The organism is Streptomyces sp. NPDC037290, from assembly GCF_055603245.1.
Map to the genome: position 1 here is coordinate 627,455 of NZ_JBVJVZ010000002.1, position 18,603 is coordinate 646,057.

An 18,603-nucleotide genomic window follows, 5' to 3' on the forward strand; every position below is an offset into this window, starting at 1 on the left:
CGCCCGGTGCGATGTGGCGGAGCGTCAGCGGTTGACGAGCTCCAGGGTGCCGGCCATGCGCCGGGCACCGATGCTCTCGAACAGGGCGGTGGCCGCCGCGTTGGACTCGTCCGCCTCGGCCCATGCCGAATCGGTCCCGGAGTGGTGCAGCGAATCCAGCGCGTGGGCCAGCAGCGTCCGGGCGATGCCGCGGCGGTGTCTGTCGGCCCGGACGGCGATCAACCCGATCCGGGGCTGGCGGGTCAGAGGTGCCACCCGGATGAGTCCCACGTACTGGTCCCCGTGCCGTGCCACGGCGTACTTCGATGGGTCGAGCAAGGTGGTGCCCGCCGGGCGTGGCAGCACCTCGGCCGGCATCGTGTGCCATCCGACGGTGGCCTCGACCTCGTCGCGGATGAGGCGGTCCAGGGCGCGCAGCGGGCCCTCCTCCGCCTCGCCGGCGGGCACGATCGTCACTCCGGACGGGGGCCGCACCGAGCCGAGACCGGTGATGTGCGGGTCGGTGGGCACGAGATGGCCCCACTCGCGGCGTGCGGTGGCGAAGCCGGCCCGCTCCCAGGCGGACCTCGTGTCGTGGTCGGTCTCGTCGACGACGGTGTACAGCGGTGTCGGCAGGTCCGTCAGCATCGCGTCGGCGATGCGGTCGAAGACCGCGCCGTGCCACGCGTCGATGCTGACGAAGAGCCGCCCGTCGGGCCGACGCGAAGCGACGCCGCGGCCGACCGTCAGGTCGTCCTCCACGGCGTGCCACTGCGTGTCCGAGACCCGCGTGACCACGACCGGATGGTTGTCCGTGCCCGGAGTGGAATGCACAGAGTTCATAGGTGTTGCCCTTCAGGAGTGCCTTGTCCGAGGCGCTCCCGGCGACACCTGCGTCAATCGCCCACCGTGACGACATGGGGGAGCACCCACATGGATACAGCCTTCATGGGTGTCACCTCCTCGCGTTCTCTCACGGCTGCCCAGACGCTATCAGCGGGGGCCGGTCAGTCCAACGCATTTATCCGGAGCTCTTGGGGTCCCTACCGGGCCGGTCGGCGCCGTGGCCGTGTTCGCCGCCCGACCCGGTGTCTTCAGGGGCCGGCCACGAGTTCGGGATGCTCGTGGTCGCAGGTGTCGTCGATGCCGTAGGTGTCCCAGACGGGGAACGGGTCCGTTGGCGGCAGGCTCTCGCCGTCGGCCATGAGGCAGCCGGTCAGTGCCGCATGCAGTGCGTCCGCGTGCAGGTGCGTGCCGATGAAGACCAGTTCCTGGCACTCGGGGCTGTCGGTGTCGCGTGTGGCTGAGGGCTCGAAGCGCGCGACGGAGCCGGCCTGTGACCACAGGCCCGTCACGTGCGGGCGGCTGGCGAGGGTGAAGAAGCCCTTGGAGCGCAGGATCTGTCCGTATGGGCCGCTGTCGAGTTCCTCGGTCACGAACCTCCACAACCGGCCCGGATGGAACGGCAGTCCGGAGCGGAAGACGGTGGAGGAGATGCCGTACTCCTCCGTCTCGGGGACGTGGTCGCCGTTGAGCTCCCGCACCCAGCCGGGGGCCTGTTGGGCGCGTTCCAGGTCGAACAGCCGGGTGCCCAGTACGTCGCTCACCTTCACGCGGCCGTGGACGGCCGGGACGAGACGCGCGGCCGGGTTGAGGCGGGTGAGCGTGGCCCGCAGCCGGTCGGCGGACTCCTCGTCGACGAGGTCGAGCTTGTTCAGGACGATGACGTCGGCGAACTCGATCTGGTCCATCAGCAGGTCGCTGACGGTGCGTTCGTCGTCCTCGTACTGGTCCAGGCCGCGCTCGGCGAGTTCGTCACCGCTTGCCAGCCCGGGCAGGAAGTTCGCGGCGTCCACGACCGTGACCATGGTGTCCAGGCGGGCGACGTCGCCGAGGGTGGCGCCGTCGTCGCGGGCGAAGGCGAACGTCGCGGCGACCGGCATGGGTTCGGAGATGCCGGACGACTCGATGAGCAGGTGGTCGAAGCGGCCCTCGCGGGCCAGCCGGTCGACCTCCTCAAGCAGGTCGTCGCGCAGGGTGCAGCAGATGCAGCCGTTGGTCATCTCGACCAGGCGTTCCTCGGTACGCGACAGGGCCGCCTCGCCGCCCCGCACCAGGGCCGCGTCGATGTTGACCTCGCTCATGTCGTTGACGATGACCGCGACGCGCAGTCCCTCGCGGTTGCCGAGGACGTGGTTGAGGAGAGTGGTCTTGCCCGCGCCGAGGAATCCGGACAGGACCGTGACGGGCAGTCGGCCAAGGGGATCGGACGTCGTCAACGCTCAGCCCTCGGGGCTCAGCAGCCCGCGCTCGTACGCCTTCACCAGCCGCTGCGGTACCAGGTATGACACTCCGTCGACGGTGACCGGCACGAGTGCCGGCGTGCTCGCCTTCCACTGGGCGCGGCGGTGGCGGGTGTTGCTGCGGGACATCTTCCGCTTGGGAACAGCCATGGGAGTCCTCCTGGTTGGGATGGCGAGTAGAGGCTACATGAAAATGAACACCATTGCTAAATGCCTACGGTTCACGCTCTCCTGAATTCAGAAAACTGTGTACCGTTGGTGGTGTGCTGACTGTCGCTTCCGACATCGAGGTCCTGGTTCGGTTCGGCCGGGCGCTCGCCGATCCGATCCGCTGCCGCATCCTGCTCACCCTGCGGGAGGCACCCGCGTACCCCGCCGACTTGGCCGACGCGCTGGACGTCTCGCGCACCAGGCTGTCGAACCACCTGGCATGCCTGCGTGACTGCGGCCTGGTCGTCACCGTCCCCGACGGCCGACGAACCCGCTACGAACTCGCCGACGAGCGCCTCGGCCACGCGCTCGACGATCTGCGGAGAGCGGTGGTCGCCGTCGAGGGCGACCGCACGTGCGTCGATGCCGACGACAAGGGGTGCTGCTGACCATGAGCACGGAGACATCCCTGTCCCTCGGCCCCGACCCGGCCAGACGCGGCGTGCTTGCCCGGCGGATACGGCTGCTGGTCGCCGCGACGATCAGCTACAACGCCGTCGAGGCGGCCGTCGCCCTTACGGCGGGGACCCTGGCTTCGTCCACCGCGCTGGTCGGCTTCGGCCTCGACTCCGTCATCGAGGTCTCCTCGGCCGCCACCGTCGCCTGGCAGTTCTCCGCCCGCGAGCACGCGGTGCGCGAGGCCCGGGAGAAGACCGCGTTGCGGGTCATCGCGCTGTCGTTCTTCGCGCTCGCCGCCTACGTCACCGTCGATGCCGTGCGGGCCCTGACCGGCACGGGTGAGGCCACGCGCTCCCTGCCCGGGATCGTGCTGGCTGCCCTCTCGCTCGTGGTCATGCCGGTCCTGTCGGCGGCCCAGCGCCGCGCCGGACGGGAACTCGGCTCCGCGTCGGCCGTGGCCGACTCCAAGCAGACCCTGCTGTGCACCTATTTGTCGGCGGTGCTGCTGGCGGGTCTGGTCGCGGGCGCCGTGTTCGGCTGGTCGTGGGCCGATCCGCTGGCGGCCCTGGTCATCGCCGCGGTCGCGGTGAAGGAGGGGCGCGGCGCCTGGCGTGGGGAGGGGTGTTGTGCGACGCCGGCGGCCGTAGCGCCGGGTGCGGGCCGGCGGGAGGCGGATGCCTGCGGCTGTGCTGCGGGGTGCGGCTGCTGCCCTTGACGGAGACCACACCGGAGGGGGAGTGGTGCCGGGGTTCACCGGGGCTCGTCCGCCGCCTGTCGTCGGCCGCAGTCCGGGCACACCCCGGACAACTCCACCGTGTGCCGGACGTTCGCGAACCCGGAGGTCTGCGCGATGGTGTCGGCCCAGTCTTCCACCGGGCCGGAGTCGACGGGGCGGCTCAGGCCGCATTCGGTGCAGATGAGGTAGTGGCGGTGTTCGGGTCCCGGGCGGTAGCGGAAGAGGCGTTCACCGCTGGTGTCGCGGACCATGTCGGCCCGGCCGACGCCGGCCAGGCCGGCCAGTGTGCGGTAGACCGTGGAGAGGCCGACCGGTGAGCCGTCGGCGGCGAGCTGGTTGTGGAGGGTTTGGGCGCCGACGAAGCCGTCGGCCCGGATGAGTGCCTCGACCACGGCGGTGCGTTGCTGGGTGAGGCGGCCGATCAGCGTGACGTCGTGCGACGGGGTGGGGGTGCACTGGCGGTCGGGTGCCATCGGGTGCCTTCGCTCATGTGCCGGTGGGGGCGGCGGTGTGCATACGGGGACCGGGAACCGGGTGTCGTATCAGGAAGGTGGCGGCGTATACGGCCGTGGCGGCGGCCATGATGGCGAAGCTGGGCGGCATCTTCGGCACCGCGTACGACGCGAACAGCCCCGCCCACATCTCCAGCACCGCCAGGCCGGCGGAGAGTGCCAGCGCACGGTAGGGGCGGTCGGTGAGGCGGATCGCGGCGCCCGCGGGGGCGGCGAGCAGGCCGAGCAGGAGGAGGGAGCCGACCGCTTGGGTGGCCTCGGCGGCGCTGATCCCGGCCAGGGCGAGGAAGCCGTATCCGAGCAGGCGGACCGGTACTCCACGGGCCGCGGCCACGGCCTCGTCGAGCGTGGCGAACAGCAGTGGTCGGGCGATGAGGACCACCAGCAGGCCGACCCCGGCCGCCACCAGAGCGGCGACGACTGCGCTACTGGAGGAGATGCCGAAGACGGAGCCGAACAGCACACTCACCCCGGCGGTGCCGTTGGTGGTGCTGCGGGAGGTGGTGTAGAGCGTGATGAAGAAGGCGCCCAGGCCCAGGATCCAGGAGAAGACGCTCCCTATGACCACGTCGTCGGGCCGGGCCTTGCGGCCGAGGGTGCCGAAGAGCAGCGCCATGGCGATGGTGGCGGCGAACAGGCCGAGGCGAAGGTCGGCGCCGAAGGCGAGGGCGGCCATCGCGCCGGTGAAGGCGACATGGCTGAGCGCGTCGCCGGTGAAGACCTGGGCCCGCAGCACCAGGAAGTAGCCGACCAGTCCGCAGGCCGCGGCGATGGCGGTACCGGCGAGGAAGGCGTGCAGGAAGAACGGGTGGGACAGCGGGGAGGCGGCGAGCAGGACGGTCATGCGATCACCTCCTTGGCGGTGGGCGTGGCCCCGGCCCGGGTGCGACCGAGTGCCTCGCGCAGCGAGCGCTGGCCCAGCGCGAGCAGGTATCCGGCGAAGGCGATGGTCGTCACGAAGAAGCCCAGGGGGTAGGGCGAGTAGTAGGCGGCGGTCAGCCCGAGCCAGGTCGCGGCGAAGGCCAGCAGGACGGCCAGCACGAGGCTCAACGCCGGGCGGGCGGTGAGGACTTGCGCGGTGGCGGCCGGGATCACCATGAGGGCGAAGACCAGGAGGGTCCCGGTGATCTGGCTCGCCTCGGCGGTGGCCGCACCGAGCAGGACGAGGAAGACCACCGACAGGGCGCGGACCGGCACCCCGCGCCCGGCGGCCACCTGCGGATCGACGGACGCGAACAGCAGCGGCCGACCGATCAGCGCCAGCACCGCGAGCACCACCGCGCCGACCACCGTCAGCACCGTCACCTGGGAGGAGGTGATCCCCAGGAAGGTGCCGAAGAGGATGGTCTGCGGCCCCTCCAGCAGCCCCCGGTACAGGGCGGTGAACAGGAACCCGGACGCGAGCAGGAACGCCTGCACGGTCCCGGTCAGCGCCGACTCCTCGTGCTCACCGCCGCCCCGCAGGGCGGCGATGACCAGCGCGGCGGCCACGCACAGCGTGAAGTAGCCGTAGACCGCGCTGAACCCGAGCAGGAGCGTCCCGGCGGCGCCGGGGAAGGCGACGGCGGAGACGGTGTGTGCGGCGAACGTCTGCCGCCGCAGTACCACGAACCACCCCACGACCGCGGAGACCACGGCCACGACCCCGCCGGCGCGGAACGCGTTGACCATGAAGGGGTAGGACCACATGTCCTGGAAGTCGGTCAGGAGGTTCCACGACCAGGTGGGTGCCCCTGTCTCAGCCAGCAGCATGACCGCTCCCCGGGGTGTCGTGGCGGTCGGTGTGCACGGCCGGTGCCTCCGGCTGGCCCACCACGACCAGCCGCCCGTCCGAGGTCCGCAGTACCTCGACCGGTGTGCTGTACAGCCGGGTCAGGGTCTCGGAGGTGATGACCTCGGTCGGTGTGCCGGTGGCGGCGCCGCCCCTGGCCAGGTACACGACCCGGTCCAGGTGGTGGAGTATCGGGTTCACGTCATGGGCGACCATGACCACCGAGACGCCTTCCTGGTGGCAGATCCGCCCGATCAGCGCCGCGACGGCGCTCTGGTTGGGCAGGTCGAGACTGTCCAACGGCTCGTCCAGCAGCAGTAGTTCGGGCCTGCGGACCAGCGCCTGGGCGATCAGCAGCCGCTGCTGCTCGCCGCCGGAACACTGCCCGATCGGCCGGTGCGCGTACGCCGACGCCCCGACCAGCTCGATCACCTCGTCCACCCGCGCGCGGGCGGCCCGCCGACGCGCACTCGGGAACGGCAGCGGAACCCCCCAGCGGTCGCCGTCCAGGCCCATGCGCACCACGTCCACGCCGCGGATCCGCAGATTGGCGTCGAAGCTGCGGCGCTGCGGCAGATAGCCGATGCGCTCGTTGGCCTGCCCGGGCCGGGCGCCGAGCACCCGAACCTCGCCGGCCGCCGCGGGCAGGGCGCCGAGCAGGACCTTGATCATGGTGGACTTGCCGACGCCGTTGGCGCCGAGCACGGCGGTGAACTCGCCGGCCCCGATGCGAAGGTCCACCCCCGACCACAACGTACGGCCACCGACCCGCACGGCGGCACCGTGCAGGGCGACCACCGGATCGCTTCCTGTTCCTGTGGCCGTGTCGTGCCCTCCGCTTCGACGGCTGGGGACGGTGTGGCCGCTGGTGTGTGTGACGGCTTCTCGGGCCTTCGCTATCGGGTTCATGGCTTCAGCTCACTTCCCGGTGGCCTTGGCCAGGGCCTGCTCGATGCCCTGCAGCTGGGTGGTCTGCCACTGCTGGAAGGAGGCCCCGGCGGGGGTGAGGGTCTCGGTCACCGTGGCGACCGGGATGCCCTGGGCCTTGGCCTCCTTGACCTGCGCCTGCACGTCCGGCGTGGAGTTCTGGGAGTTGTAGACGTAGATCTTGATCTTCTTGTTCTTGATCTGCTGGTCGATGGTGGCCTTGTCCTTGGCCGTGGGGTCGGAGCCCTCGCTCATCGCGTCCAGGAACGTCTCCGGGGTGAGCATCTTCAGCCCCAGGCCCTCGGCGAGCGGCGTGACGATGGACTCGGAAGCGCCGATCGGGGTGCCGGCGTACTTCGCCTTGATGTCGGCGATGACCTTGTTGTAATCGCCGAGCGTCTTCGTCTCGAAGGTCTTCTTCTGCTGGTCGAAGTAGGCCGCGTCAGCCGGGTCGATCTTCTTGTAGTCGGCGGTGATCTTCTCGATGACCTGGCGGACGTTGTCCGGGGAGTACCAGCGGTGCGGGTTGCCGCCCGGCTTGATGCCGACCAGGTCGCCGACCTTCAGATCGGTGCGTCCGCTGCCGGGGTTGGCGGCCAGCAGCTTGTCGGCCCAGGCGTCGTAGCCGATGCCGTTGACGATCGTGTACTGGGCGCCGGCCACGGTGCGGGCGTCTGCGGCGGTCGGCTCGTAGTCGTGGGGGTCGGCGGCCGGGTTGTTGATGATGCTGGTCACCTTCGCGTGGCTGCCGCCGAGCTGGGAGGCGATGCTGCCCCAGAAGTTCTCCGCCGCCACGACTTGGATCGTCTTGCCCGAGCCGCGGCCGCTGCCGGTCGTGGCGGTGCCAGTGGTATGCGGGGAGGACGTCGAGCAGGCGGTCGCCGTCACGGCCGTCAGGGCGGCCGTCGCGGTGACCAGTGCGATCCTCGCGGTCGGCCGGGCGGAACGGGTGGCGGGGGCGGTGGACATGCGGGAGCTCCTTCGGGCGATGCCGGGCGCGCGGCAGGCACGGGCCGGCGGCGGGGCGACACTTCCACGCTAGATAGAAACGATTTTCAGATCAACGGTAAATGAAAACCGTTGCCATCTCTTGACCGGCTGTACGACTGCGGTCGCGGGTAAACCGACCTGAGGGCGGGAAGGGTGCTCTACGGCGCGCCGCGGGGACTGGGAGGCCGTGCCCGGAAGAGCCGGGCCCGACCGTGCTGGGGGAGGGCCGGGTATGGGCGGGCAGCCCTTGTATCTCGCACCACGGTTGGGGGAAGGGCTGCGCTCGCTGCTGGAGTCCCGCGAGTTGCTGCACACCCTCGCCGACGCTCTCGGCTCTCCGCTGAACATGGTCGTGCCCGAACAGCTCGCCGCCAATCTGCAGCAGTTCCGGTCGGTGTACGGCAGACGTCGTCTGCCGGGGCAGGTGTTCTTCGCTCACAAGGCCAATGGGTCCAGTGCCCTGCTGCGGCGGTTGGCGGCCACCGATGCCGGCGTGGACGTCTCGTCACTGGGGGAGCTCCAGCACGCGCTCGGCGCCGGCTTCACCCCCGACCGCATCACGGCCACCGGCCCGAAGAACCCGGAGTTCCTGTGGCTGGCCGCGCGCAGCTCGGTCACCGTCGCTGTCGACAGCCGGGACGAGCTGGATCAACTCGCCCTGCTCATCGGCAAGTTCGCACTCCCCCGCAGTCGTGTCCTGCTCCGGCTGTCGGGGTTCGAGGCGTCCGGCGTGCGGGTGCTGAGCCGACGCAGCCGTTTCGGAACGCCGCTGAAGGAGCGGCAGGGGCTGCTGGAAGCGGTCGAACGATACGGCGATGAAGTCGAGTTGACGGGTGTGGCCTATCACCTGGACACGACGAGCGTCACGGAGAAGGCGACGGCGTTGGAGGGCTGCCTGCGGGTTCTGGAGGAGTGCCGGAGCCGGGGCCTGCGACCGTCGATCGTGGACGTCGGTGGTGGATTCGGCGTCGACTACCTGGACGACGGTGAGCAGTGGGAGCGGTACACGACCGAGCTGACCGGCGCGGTTCTGGGCACCCGGCCTCCGCTGACCTGGGGCGGGTACGGCTATGGGTTGCGAAACGAAGGCGGCACGCTCCGCGGATCCCTCGGCCTCTACCCGGCCCACCGCCCGGTCGCCGGGCCGCGCTACCTGGACGAACTGCTCGCGCACCCGGCCTCATCCCTTGGCGGCCGGCCCCTGGCCGCGCTGTTGCTGGAGCACCTGTACGACCTGCACGTGGAGCCGGGCCGGGCCCTGCTGGACCAGTGCGGGCTGACCCTGGCCAGGGTGCTGGAGGTGCGTGAGACGGAGAGCGGCGGCGAGCTTCTCGTACGGCTCGCGGCCAAGGCCGACGACATCGCCCTGGAGGAGCACGGGGTGCTCATGGACCCCGTAGTCGTTCCCAGGGATCCGGCGCGGGCGGGCGCGGGACCGGTCGCCGTGCACCTCTTCGGGACCCTGTGCCTGGAAAGCGATCTGATCACACGCCGGACCGTGTTCCTGCCGCGCCGGCCCGAACCGGGCGACCTGGTGGCGTTCGCCAACACCGCCGGCTACTGCATGGACTTCCACGCCACGCACGCCCAGCGGCAGCCGGCCGCGCACAAGGTCGCCGTATGGCAGGAGGGCGGCGCGTGGCGCTGGTGCCTGGACGACCAGTACTGGCCGACTGCATCCATGGGTGGGGTGGGGTACGACGTGGGGGGAGTGCAGTGAGGTACGACAGCATCACCGAGGCCATCGGTAACACGCCGCTGGTGCGTATCGACCCGGCCGTGCACGGTCTGCGGCACATCGATCTGTACGCCAAGCTGGAGCTGCTCAATCCGTTCGGGTCGGTCAAGGACCGGGCCGCCTGGAGCATGGCAGGTCCGCATCTGGCCGATGCGGCGGCGCGTGGCAGCCAGGTCGTGGAGCTGTCCAGTGGCAACACTGCCAAGGCCCTGGCCGTCCTCGCGGGGATGCACGGACTGACCTTCAAGAGCGTCACCAACCGGATGCGTGTCCCTGAGATCAAGGACCTGCTCCTGCTGCTCGGCGCGGAGATCGAGGAGCTGCCGGGACAGAGCGAGTGCCTGGACCCCACCGCCACCGACGACCCGCTGACCCTCTTCCACCGGGCCCTGTCCGAGCCCGGCAGCGCCTACCTGCACACCGACCAGTACTTCAACCCGCGCAACACCGGGGCCCACCTCGCCGGCACCGGACCGGAGATCGTCAAGGACCTCGACGGCCGCGCTCCGGACTGGTTCATCGCCTGCGTGGGGACTGCGGGTTCCTCCACGGGTGTCGCCCGGGTGCTGCGGGAACACGAACCCGCCGTACGGGTCGTCGGGCTGGTCGCGGCCAAGTCCGACTTCATCCCCGGCATCCGCACCATCGACGAGGCCCACCAGGTGGGTCTGTTCGACCCCGGCACCTACGACTCGATCGAGGCGGTGAACTCGGACCAGGCGATCGAGGGGATGCTGACCCTGAACCGCCGCTGCGGGATCCTGGCCGGGCCCACCGGGGGCGCCGCCTACTTCGGCGCTGTGCGCACGCTGAAGGCCGTCGACATCGAGGCGACAGAGCGGCAGACCGCCGTCTTCATCGTCTGCGACCGCGTCGAGAGCTACCTGAGCTACGTACGGCAGCGCCGCCCCGACCTGTTCGGCCGCCCCCGCCGCGCCAACTCGCCGGCCGACCTCACCGACGCCGAGGTGCAGGCGGCGCCCGCCATCGGTGTCACGGACGCCCAGACGTGGATCGCCACCGGCAACCCCCTCGTGGTCGACCTGCGCAGCCCCTTCGCCTTCGCCGCCCTGCACATCGACGGCTCGGTCAACATCGTCGACGAGCTGTTCGAGGAGCTGCTGCACGGCGGCCTGCCCTTCAGCCGCAGTCGTCCGGTCCTGCTGGCCTGCCCGGTCGGCGAGAAGTCGGCCCGCTACGCCGCGCTGCTGACGCGGATGGGCCACCCGGACGTACGCAGCCTGGCCGGTGGCATCATCGCCTGGCGCGACGCGGGCGCCCCTCTGGTACGAGACTGACCACCCATGACGACGTGTGCCGACAACGCGGCCGTCATCGAGGAGTTGAGGGAGTGGCAGCGTGCACTGCGCGTCCAGTTCCCGATCGTCACCGGGCACCCGGACCTGGCGTACCTCGACAGCGCGGCCACCTCCCAGAAGCCCCGGGCGGTCCTCGACGCCGTGCAGACGTACCTCACCACGACCAACGCCAACGCCGGACGCGGCACGTACCCATGGGCCAACCGCACCACGGCCTTGGTCGAGCAGACGCGTGACCGGATCCGTCGCTTCCTGGGCGACCCGGCTCCGCAACAGTCGGCCGTGCACTTCACCAGCGGCACCACGGAAGGGCTGCGCACGATCGCCCGCGACTGGCTCCCCGGGCTCCTCTCGGACGGCGACGAGGTCGTCGTGCCCGTCGCCGATCACCAGGCCAACATCGAGCCCTGGCTGGAGACCCAGCGGCAGCTGGCCCGCCAGGGCACGCACGTCCGCATCGTGCCGATGCCCTACCAGCGGGCATCCGGCGACTACGACCACAACGCCCTCGCTCACCTCGCCGGGCCGCACACCAGGTTCGTCGCCGTCACCCACGTCCACCACGTCTACGGCGGCGACATGAACATCCACCGCATCCGGGAGGCGGTCGGCCCGGACGCGGTGATCTGCCTGGACGCCGCCCAGGGCATCGGCCATCTGCCGGTGTCCGTGGCCGGCCTGGACGTCGACTTCGTCGTCTTCTCCGGGCACAAGGCCCTGGCCCTGCCTGGCTCGGGGGCCGTCTGGGCCCGCCAGGAGCGCGGCCCGCAGTTCGTGCCCGGCGGCTGGTCGGGCACTCCCAACACCGTCGGAATCGTCTCCCTGGCCGCCGCCCTGGACTGGCTCCAGGACGCCGGTACGGACCGGATCGAACGGTGGACGGTCGCCCTGGCGTCCCGTCTCACCGACGAGCTGCGCCGCCTGGACGCCTACGAGGTCCTCGGCTGCCAGACCAGCCTGGCCGCCGACTCACCCGTCCAGCGGCGCCAGGGCATCGTCACTTTCCGGCACCGTGAGATCGGCTCCGGCGACCTGGGGTTCATCCTCTTCAGCCACGGCTTCATGGTCCGCTGCGACCACCACTGTCAGGGCAGCGCGGGGGAGGAGCACGAGTCGGTGAGGGTGAGCCTGCACGTCTACAACACCGTCGAGGAGATCGACCGGCTGCTGTGCGTCCTTGCCACTCTCGGGTGACAGGACGCCCGCCGAAAGGTAATGGAAACCGTTTCCATGTAGGGTCGGAGGGGAGGAATCGCAGCGCGAGACGGCAAGGTGGAACGACCGGATGGGACTCAGCCTGGCGACGGCCGAGAAGTGGGTGGAACGCTGGGAACTCCAGCAGCAGCGCTACGCCGTCGACCGTGAAGACCGCTTCACCGTGATCGCCGACGTCGTCGAGCACATCACCGTGGGCCGCACGGACCGGCCCCTGGTCGTCGACCTCGGCTGCGGCCCCGGATCGCTTGCGGCCCGCCTGGCCCGCAGGCTGCCGCACGCGGACATCGTGGCCGCGGACCAGGACCCCCTGCTGCTGGAGCTGGCCCGTACCCATCACGCGGACGTGGCCCGCTACGTCGACACGGTGATCGGCGAGGACGGCTGGACGCAGGCCCTGGCCCTCGACCGCCCCCTGGACGCGGCCGTTTCGACGACCGCCCTGCACTACCTGGACCCGAACACGCTGCGCCGCGTCTACCGGGAACTCGCCGCGCTGCTGCGGCCGGGGGGCGTCCTCGTCAACGGTGACCACTTCCCGCAGAATGACGCCGTGCTCGCCGGGGTGGCGGGGTACGTGGGGCGGCGTCGGGCCGAGCGGCAGCGGGCCTCCGCCCAGGAGGACTGGGCTTCCTGGTGGACGGCCGTCGCCGAGGACGCCGAGCTGGCCGACCTGCTCGCCGAGCGTGGCCGGCGGCAGCCGGTCACCGGCACCGACAGCGCCGCCCGCCTGTCCCTGTCGGACCACATCCGCCTGCTGCGGCAGGCGGGGTTCGGGCGGGCCGGCGCCGTCTGGCAGTACGGCGACAGCTGCGTCGTCGTCGCGATCCGCTGACCTTGCGCGTGGCTCAGCAGTCGCGGAACTCCGGTGACTGGTTGAGGATCTGTGCCCGGAGCGAGGTGAAGCGGGTGTGGGTGTCTCCGCCGCGCGCCTCGGGGCGGAAGGCGGCGACGCGGTGGCAGTTCTGGAAGGCGAGGGCGATACCGAAGTGCCGTTCCAGGCTGCCGCGGATGGCGTCGCTGGACAGGGCGCGGAGCAGCTGGCCGCGTTCCTTCTCGGAGGGCGGCGGTGTCTGGTTGTCCGCGAACTCCGCGGTGCCGCAGCGCAGGTCGCGGGCCAGGCGGGCGATGAGGTCGTAGGCGTACGGCAGGGACGTGCGTACCGTTTCCACGAAGTCCTCCTCTCGCACCTCGCCGTTCTCGGCTTCGGCGAGCAGCTGCGGGGAGACGTCGAGTGACATGAAGGGCTGTCCTGTTCTCTGGTTCTTGGGTCGGTGGGGGATCAGGCGGGGGCGGCCAGTGCCGCGGGACCGTGCTGGAAGTCCGGGTCGACCTGGGTGTTGAGGTCCTGGCCGGTGGCCTCGTTGGCCCAGGCGGTGGCGTTGCGCAGGTGGAACTCCACGGCGTGCTTCTGGAAGGACGCCCAGTCCTTGGTGCGGGCGTCCACAGCCGCGCGCAGCAGGTCCAGGGTGCGGGTGTTGTGCGGCTCCAGCTCGCCGTGACCGCGGCCCTGTTCCTGGGCGCGGACGTACGAGGACTGCTCGCAGTGGGCGATGAGGCCGTCGCCCACGTGGCTGTGAAGGAAGCCGAGGTCGTCGTCGCCGGTGACCTTGTTGCCGACGACGGCGACCGGGATACCGAACTCGGCTGCGTGGTCTCGGTACTGGCGGTAGACGGAGACGCTCTTGCGGGTCGGTTCGACGACCAGGAACGTCATGTCGAAGCGGGTGAACAGACCGGAGGCGAAGGCGTCGGCGCCAGCGGTCATGTCGACGACGACGTACTCGCCGGGGCCGTCCACGAGATGGTTGAGGTACAACTCGACCGCGCCCAGCTTGGAGTGGTAGCAGGCCACTCCGAGGTCGCTCTCCTCGAAGGCGCCGGTGACCATGAGCGGGACGCCGCCGACCTCCTGCACGTGGTGGTGGTGGATCTCGTCGTCACCGAGCAGGCGCAGAAGTCTGGAGCCGCGTCCGGGTGGGGTTGTCTTGACCATGGCGTCGCGGGACGGGATGCGCGGATTGGTGCCCCGCAGATAGTCCTTGATCTCGCCGGTGCGTGCGCTGAGCGGGGGAGCGGCGAAGAGCTCGCCCTCGTCGAGGCCGAGGCTGTATGCCAGGTGTTGATTGATGTCGCCGTCGATGGCGACGACCGGCGCACCCGAGCGCGCCAGGTGACGGGAGAAGAGAGCGGACAGCGTCGTCTTGCCGCTGCCACCCTTGCCCACGAAGGCAACACGCACGGCTAACCACTCCTATTGAAAATGGATGTCATGAGCATAGGCTGGGGGTGTGGCGGGTCGATGTCAAATCGCTCGCATACCCAACTGCCCAGCCGCAGAAGCGAGTTGTGTCATCCGTGGCGCAAACAGGGCATGCCTTTGACCCATACGGAGGAGATGTAGCGATGAGCGATGCCGCAGGCGGCCATGGGGGCCGCCCTTTCACCCTGGTCGTTTGCGGCTCCTGTCGTGCCGCCCCGACCGGGCAGGTGATGAGCGGGCTGCGCCGCGCGGTTCGGGGCTGCCCTCAAGGAGTCATGGTTTCCACCGGTTGTCTTGGAATGGTGCTGCACTGTCGGAGCGGCCGGGGGCTGCATGCCGCCGTGCAGCCGTGCGGAGTCGACCGCAGGCCCAGTGGTGTCGTCGTACGCCTCGGCCCGCTGGTGACGGAAGCCGACGCCGAGGCGGTGGGGGCGTGGCTGCGGGCCGGGATGCCCGACGACGGCACACTGCCCGACCGGCTCCGCGCGGCCCCGGCGCCCCAGCGGATCGCCCACCTCAACTGACGGGCTGGTCGCGCACGCCGAGGCGGAGGTGCTCGATGTGGTGGACGGCCTGGTCGAGGAGTTGGGCGACGTGGTCGTCGTAGAGGCTGTAGACGATGCGCCGGCCGTCGCGGCGCCCGGTGACCAGGCCGAGGGCACGCAGCAGGCGCAGTTGATGGGAGACGGCGGACTGTTCCATGCCGACGGCGCAGGCGAGTTCGCCCACCGGATACGGGCGCTGCCGCAGGGCGGTGAGGATCAGCAGGCGGGACGGCGTGGCCAGGGCCTGGAGCGTCGTGGCGACGGAGGCGGCGGTGGCCTCGTCGAGCCGGGCGGCCGCGAGGACGTCGCAGCCGCCCGGCTCGATGTCATCGGCATGCACGAGCGCGGGCCTCGCGCGGTGGGCGGATGAACTGGAGAGCCAGGGCGGCGGGCGGTTCGGCGATGCCGGGTCCGCCCTGCGCTGCCCAGCGCAGCAGGTCGTCGGTGCTGTCGTCCTCCATGGCGAAGCCGACCCAGACTGCGCGGGCCCCGGCCCGGCGCCCGGCGGTGGAGGGCTGGACGACGATGACGTTGGCCTGGTCGCAGGGGCCGAGGCAGTCCGTCGTACGGAGCTGGAAGCCGTACTGTGCCGCGCCGGCACGCAGGCGCTCCAGTTGCCAGGCGTGGTCGGTGCCGATGGGTGTCCCCCCGGTCGAGCGAAGCCGAGAATGGGGGAGCTTGCGGGGGTTGCCGCAGCAGCAGCCCCGGCACACGACGAGGGTGCAGGGGCGGGGAGCGGCCGCCCGGATCACGGAGCGGTTCACAGCGCGGTCCGGGACGGGACGCCGTACGTCCGGATCCGGCCGTCCCGCCAGGCGACGGCCAGCAGGTGCTGGCCTGGCCAGGCCAGTGCGGCGACCGCCTCGCCGGTGCCGTCCAGTTCGCGCGCCGGGCGCAGGCGTGCCTGCGGCCGCCCGGCCGTGGCGTGCCACAGGGCTACGGTGCCGTCGGCGCCGCCGCTGGCGAGGTGCCCGGCCGCGCCCGGCCGCCAGGCGAGCGCGGTGACCGTCTCATGGCAGCGCAGGGAGCGCGGCGCCGTGCCCTCCGGGCCCTTGCCGGAGAAGTCCCACACCGTCACGTCGGGTGCGCCGTCGGCGGCCAGCCAGAAGCCGGTGTCGTCGAAGGCGAGGCGGGAGACCTTCTCCGGGTAGCCGGACATGGTGAGTTCGCCGCCGTCGCGGGCACGCCAGATATGGATGGAGGCGTCCTGGTTGCCGCTGCAGATCCACCTGCCGGTGGGTGCGACGGCGAGTGCGAGGTGGGAACCGACGTAGGGGTAGGTGGCGACCGGCTTCTCGGTGTGCCGCTCGTGGCAGCGCACGGCGCCGTACGCCGCCACGGCCAGGCGCCGCCCCTGCCGCATCCAGGCGAGGTCGGTGGCGGTGGACGCGGCGGGTTCCGTGCGCCACAACTCGCCTCCGTCCGTGTCGAGTACGAACGCGCGGCGGCCGGAGGCGACCGCGACCCGGGTGCCGTCGGCCCAGGCGGCGGCGGCCGACCAGGCACCGGACTCCCGCACCGTCGTACGCCCGTCGGAGCGGCGCCACAGTGCGTACCCCAGGGGGCCGGTCGCCACCACGTGCCCGGCATCCGGGGAGAGCGCGACCGCGAGTGCGCCTCCGGGAAGGTCGAACGCCCCGATCTCGGCGCCCATCGCCGCGTCGAGAACCTTCACCGACCCCTCGGCCCCCGCGACGGCGACCAGATCACCCCGTGCACTGAGCGCGACGGGTGCGTCGTCGACGCAGGCCTCCCAGGCGAGCGGGGACTGCGCCGTCGTACTCACGCGGCCGCTCCCGCCGTGGCCAGGCAGTCGGCGAAACCGCGTTCGAGGGCCTCGCGGTCGAGGTCGCGGCCGATGAACACCAGCTTGTTCGTGCGGGGTTCGTCCTCCCTCCAGTCGCGTCCGAAGGTGCCGTCCAGCAGCATGTGCACGCCCTGGAAGACGTACTGCTTGGGTGCTCCGGCGATGGCGAGGATGCCCTTTGAACGGAAGAGGTCGACGCCCTTGGTGCGCAGCAACCGGCCGAGCCAGGCGTTGAGCCGGTCCTCGTCCAGCTCTCCGGTCAGCTCGATGCCGACCGAGGTGACCGTGGTGTCGTGCTGGTGCTCGGTCTCGGTGAGGAAGGCGGGGTCGTCGGCGAGCACCCGCTCCAGGTCGAACGCGCCCACGTCCAGGACTTCGTGGAGATTGATGCGTGCGTGCTGTGCGGGGATGATCCGCACTCCGCCGTTGATGGCCCGGATGCGGCGCACGACCTGTCCGATGGTCTCCTCGTCGGCCAGGTCGGTCTTGTTGAGGACGACGCGGTCGGCGAAGGCGATCTGCTCGACGGCCTCGTTCTCCACGCCCTCCGGCTTGACCTCGTCCAGGTGCTGGAGCACGTGGGCGGCGTCGACGAGGGTGACGATGGCGTCCAGCCGCAGCTGGGCGGCGATCTCGTCGTCCATGAAGAAGGTCTGCGCGACGGGCGCGGGGTCGGCCAGTCCGGTGGTCTCGATGAGGATGTGGTCGAACTTCTCGCGGCGCCGCATGAGCGCACCCAGGATGCGGATGAGATCTCCGCGCACGGTGCAGCAGATGCAGCCGTTGTTCATCTCGAAGATCTCTTCCTCGGCGTCGAGGACGAGGGCGTCGTCGACGCCGACCTCGCCGAACTCGTTCTCGATGACCGCGATCCTCATGCCGTGGTTCTCGGTGAGGATGCGGTTGAGGAGGGTGGTCTTGCCGGAGCCGAGAAAGCCGGTCAGAACGGTGACGGGCACCCTCCCCCAGACTTCGTTCGGGGGTGCTCCCACGTCGCGCGGCTCGCCGGGTTCGAGGGTGGTCAAGTCGGTCTCCTAGTCGTGCTGTTCAGGTGTGGCGAGGAGGGCGGCCCGCAGGTCGTCCTCGGTGATCTGGTCGGCGGGTCGGTGCAGCGTCCAGCGGCGGGCGTCGCCCTCCATCGGCAGCACGACGACGACGGTCTCCAGCGGCGGGCAGCCCGGTTCGGTGCAGGCGAGCTGGCGGATCAGGACGGCGGTGTCGTCGTCGAGACCGAGCAGGGCACGCACGGTCTCCTTCAGCTCGCGCACCTGCGGACTGGGTCCCGGAGGCCCGGGCCGCGATCCCAGTGGCATGGCTGTTCCTCTCCTCCCTCTGCGTCCCCGGACGGCCGGCCTCCGTCGGTGTGGGGCAGACAGCCGGCGCAGACGCCGGTGAGTTCGACGGTGTGCTCCACCGCGGTGAAACCGGTCGCGGCGGCGATCCGGCCCGCCCACTCCTCCACAACCTCGGAGTCCACCGGCCGGCTGCGGCCGCAGTCACGGCACATCAGGTAGTGGCGGTGCCCGTCGGCCGGGCGCAGCCGGTACAGCCGCCCGCCGTCGCGTACGACGTCCACACCACCGTCCGCCTCCAGCTCGCGCAGGGCGCGGTAGACGGTGGTCAGGCCGATCGCGTGGTCGCCGGCCACCAGAAGGGCGTACAACTCCTGGGCCGACACGAAGTCCTGGCAGCCCGCGAGTGCCCGCGTGACCGCCTTGCGTTGTCGGGTCGTCCGGCCGCCCATGGCGCATCACCCCCTGTGGCTCGTGCCGGGTTGGCATGCCCCACCGTAGATGGAAATGAAATCCATGTCCATATGAACGACCAGTCATGTGCGGCTTGGTTGGCGACGCCTGGCTCGGCAGTGCTGCCGCGGCGGTCGGACGGCA

General features: G+C 70.8%; 23 protein-coding genes. 7 read left to right on the plus strand and 16 right to left on the minus strand.

Annotated elements, in window-relative coordinates; translation table 11 throughout:
• Window positions 1–24 precede the first annotated feature (24 nt).
• The 3 genes from ACZ7HQ_RS08485 to rpmF all read right to left on the minus strand — a co-directional run bounded on the left by ACZ7HQ_RS08485 (window position 25) and on the right by rpmF (window position 2,432).
• A complete protein-coding gene (locus tag ACZ7HQ_RS08485; protein ID WP_470986459.1) occupies window positions 25–822 on the minus strand; it encodes a GNAT family N-acetyltransferase in 798 nt (265 codons plus the stop codon).
• 251 nt (window positions 823–1,073) lie between these two features.
• Complete coding sequence (locus ACZ7HQ_RS08490) at window positions 1,074–2,258, minus strand: GTP-binding protein (protein ID WP_470986462.1); 1,185 nt, start codon at window positions 2,256–2,258, stop codon at window positions 1,074–1,076.
• A 3-nt stretch (window positions 2,259–2,261) separates the two neighbouring features.
• Window positions 2,262–2,432: a 50S ribosomal protein L32 gene (gene rpmF / locus ACZ7HQ_RS08495; RefSeq protein WP_470986465.1), complete on the minus strand. Its 171-nt coding sequence runs from the start codon at window positions 2,430–2,432 to the stop codon at window positions 2,262–2,264.
• Between the two features lie 113 nt (window positions 2,433–2,545).
• Here rpmF and ACZ7HQ_RS08500 point away from each other — a divergent pair, with 113 nt between their 5' ends.
• On the plus strand, window positions 2,546–2,881 hold the full coding sequence (locus ACZ7HQ_RS08500; protein WP_470986468.1) for an ArsR/SmtB family transcription factor: 336 nt from the start codon (window positions 2,546–2,548) through the stop codon (window positions 2,879–2,881).
• 2 nt (window positions 2,882–2,883) lie between these two features.
• Window positions 2,884–3,606, plus strand: a complete 723-nt coding sequence (locus ACZ7HQ_RS08505; RefSeq protein WP_470986471.1) for a cation efflux transmembrane domain-containing protein — start codon at window positions 2,884–2,886, stop codon at window positions 3,604–3,606.
• Between the two features lie 35 nt (window positions 3,607–3,641).
• On the opposite strand, the gene ACZ7HQ_RS08510 is transcribed toward ACZ7HQ_RS08505, so the two are convergent.
• The 5 genes from ACZ7HQ_RS08510 to ACZ7HQ_RS08530 form a co-directional block, all read right to left on the minus strand.
• Window positions 3,642–4,100: a Fur family transcriptional regulator gene (locus ACZ7HQ_RS08510; RefSeq protein ID WP_470986473.1), complete on the minus strand. Its 459-nt coding sequence runs from the start codon at window positions 4,098–4,100 to the stop codon at window positions 3,642–3,644.
• A 13-nt stretch (window positions 4,101–4,113) separates the two neighbouring features.
• Window positions 4,114–4,983 (minus strand): metal ABC transporter permease, encoded by an 870-nt coding sequence (locus ACZ7HQ_RS08515; protein ID WP_470986476.1) that lies wholly within the window; start codon window positions 4,981–4,983, stop codon window positions 4,114–4,116.
• The gene (locus tag ACZ7HQ_RS08520; RefSeq protein WP_470986478.1) at window positions 4,980–5,891 is read right to left on the minus strand and encodes a metal ABC transporter permease; all 912 of its coding nucleotides are present in this window, start codon (window positions 5,889–5,891) and stop codon (window positions 4,980–4,982) included. Before ACZ7HQ_RS08520 ends, ACZ7HQ_RS08515 begins: the two co-directional genes overlap by 4 nt.
• Window positions 5,878–6,708: a metal ABC transporter ATP-binding protein gene (locus ACZ7HQ_RS08525; protein WP_470986480.1), complete on the minus strand. Its 831-nt coding sequence runs from the start codon at window positions 6,706–6,708 to the stop codon at window positions 5,878–5,880. Before ACZ7HQ_RS08525 ends, ACZ7HQ_RS08520 begins: the two co-directional genes overlap by 14 nt.
• Window positions 6,709–6,828: 120 nt before the next feature.
• The gene (locus tag ACZ7HQ_RS08530) at window positions 6,829–7,806 is read right to left on the minus strand and encodes a metal ABC transporter solute-binding protein, Zn/Mn family (protein ID WP_470986481.1); all 978 of its coding nucleotides are present in this window, start codon (window positions 7,804–7,806) and stop codon (window positions 6,829–6,831) included.
• Between the two features lie 253 nt (window positions 7,807–8,059).
• On the opposite strand from ACZ7HQ_RS08530, the gene ACZ7HQ_RS08535 reads away from it, so the two are divergent.
• The 4 genes from ACZ7HQ_RS08535 (at window position 8,060) to ACZ7HQ_RS08550 (ending at window position 12,934) form a co-directional block, all read left to right on the plus strand.
• Window positions 8,060–9,547: a Y4yA family PLP-dependent enzyme gene (locus tag ACZ7HQ_RS08535; RefSeq protein ID WP_470986482.1), complete on the plus strand. Its 1,488-nt coding sequence runs from the start codon at window positions 8,060–8,062 to the stop codon at window positions 9,545–9,547.
• A complete protein-coding gene (locus tag ACZ7HQ_RS08540) occupies window positions 9,544–10,863 on the plus strand; it encodes a pyridoxal-phosphate dependent enzyme (RefSeq protein WP_470986483.1) in 1,320 nt (439 codons plus the stop codon). The genes ACZ7HQ_RS08535 and ACZ7HQ_RS08540 overlap by 4 nt, the downstream gene beginning before the upstream one ends.
• A 6-nt stretch (window positions 10,864–10,869) precedes the next feature.
• Entirely contained in the window at window positions 10,870–12,078 is a 1,209-nt protein-coding gene (locus ACZ7HQ_RS08545) for an aminotransferase class V-fold PLP-dependent enzyme (protein ID WP_470986485.1), read from the plus strand.
• Between the two features lie 91 nt (window positions 12,079–12,169).
• A complete protein-coding gene (locus ACZ7HQ_RS08550; RefSeq protein ID WP_470986486.1) occupies window positions 12,170–12,934 on the plus strand; it encodes a class I SAM-dependent methyltransferase in 765 nt (254 codons plus the stop codon).
• Window positions 12,935–12,947: 13 nt separating this feature from the next.
• Here the strand turns inward: ACZ7HQ_RS08550 and ACZ7HQ_RS08555 are convergent, their stop codons facing one another.
• Both ACZ7HQ_RS08555 and ACZ7HQ_RS08560 read right to left on the minus strand, forming a co-directional pair.
• Window positions 12,948–13,340, minus strand: coding sequence for an SCO5389 family protein (locus ACZ7HQ_RS08555; protein ID WP_470986488.1), 393 nt, complete (start codon window positions 13,338–13,340; stop codon window positions 12,948–12,950).
• A 41-nt stretch (window positions 13,341–13,381) separates the two neighbouring features.
• Complete coding sequence (locus ACZ7HQ_RS08560) at window positions 13,382–14,341, minus strand: ATP-binding protein (RefSeq protein WP_470986489.1); 960 nt, start codon at window positions 14,339–14,341, stop codon at window positions 13,382–13,384.
• A gap of 362 nt (window positions 14,342–14,703) precedes the next feature.
• On the opposite strand from ACZ7HQ_RS08560, the gene ACZ7HQ_RS08565 reads away from it, so the two are divergent.
• Window positions 14,704–14,886 (plus strand): hypothetical protein, encoded by a 183-nt coding sequence (locus ACZ7HQ_RS08565; RefSeq protein ID WP_470986491.1) that lies wholly within the window; start codon window positions 14,704–14,706, stop codon window positions 14,884–14,886.
• On the opposite strand, the gene ACZ7HQ_RS08570 is transcribed toward ACZ7HQ_RS08565, so the two are convergent.
• The 6 genes from ACZ7HQ_RS08570 to ACZ7HQ_RS08595 are packed head-to-tail and all read right to left on the minus strand — an operon-like array spanning window position 14,879 to window position 18,458.
• Complete coding sequence (locus tag ACZ7HQ_RS08570; RefSeq protein ID WP_470986492.1) at window positions 14,879–15,247, minus strand: ArsR/SmtB family transcription factor; 369 nt, start codon at window positions 15,245–15,247, stop codon at window positions 14,879–14,881. The two genes, ACZ7HQ_RS08565 and ACZ7HQ_RS08570, sit on opposite strands and share 8 nt — an antisense overlap.
• A complete protein-coding gene (locus ACZ7HQ_RS08575; protein WP_470986494.1) occupies window positions 15,234–15,671 on the minus strand; it encodes a (2Fe-2S) ferredoxin domain-containing protein in 438 nt (145 codons plus the stop codon). The genes ACZ7HQ_RS08570 and ACZ7HQ_RS08575 overlap by 14 nt, the downstream gene beginning before the upstream one ends.
• A complete protein-coding gene (locus ACZ7HQ_RS08580; protein ID WP_470986495.1) occupies window positions 15,668–16,693 on the minus strand; it encodes a WD40 repeat domain-containing protein in 1,026 nt (341 codons plus the stop codon). The genes ACZ7HQ_RS08575 and ACZ7HQ_RS08580 overlap by 4 nt, the downstream gene beginning before the upstream one ends.
• Complete coding sequence (locus tag ACZ7HQ_RS08585; protein WP_470986497.1) at window positions 16,690–17,739, minus strand: CobW family GTP-binding protein; 1,050 nt, start codon at window positions 17,737–17,739, stop codon at window positions 16,690–16,692. Before ACZ7HQ_RS08585 ends, ACZ7HQ_RS08580 begins: the two co-directional genes overlap by 4 nt.
• A gap of 9 nt (window positions 17,740–17,748) precedes the next feature.
• Window positions 17,749–17,982, minus strand: coding sequence for a hypothetical protein (locus ACZ7HQ_RS08590; RefSeq protein WP_470986499.1), 234 nt, complete (start codon window positions 17,980–17,982; stop codon window positions 17,749–17,751).
• Window positions 17,970–18,458, minus strand: a complete 489-nt coding sequence (locus ACZ7HQ_RS08595) for a Fur family transcriptional regulator (RefSeq protein ID WP_470986501.1) — start codon at window positions 18,456–18,458, stop codon at window positions 17,970–17,972. Before ACZ7HQ_RS08595 ends, ACZ7HQ_RS08590 begins: the two co-directional genes overlap by 13 nt.
• Window positions 18,459–18,603 lie beyond the last annotated feature (145 nt).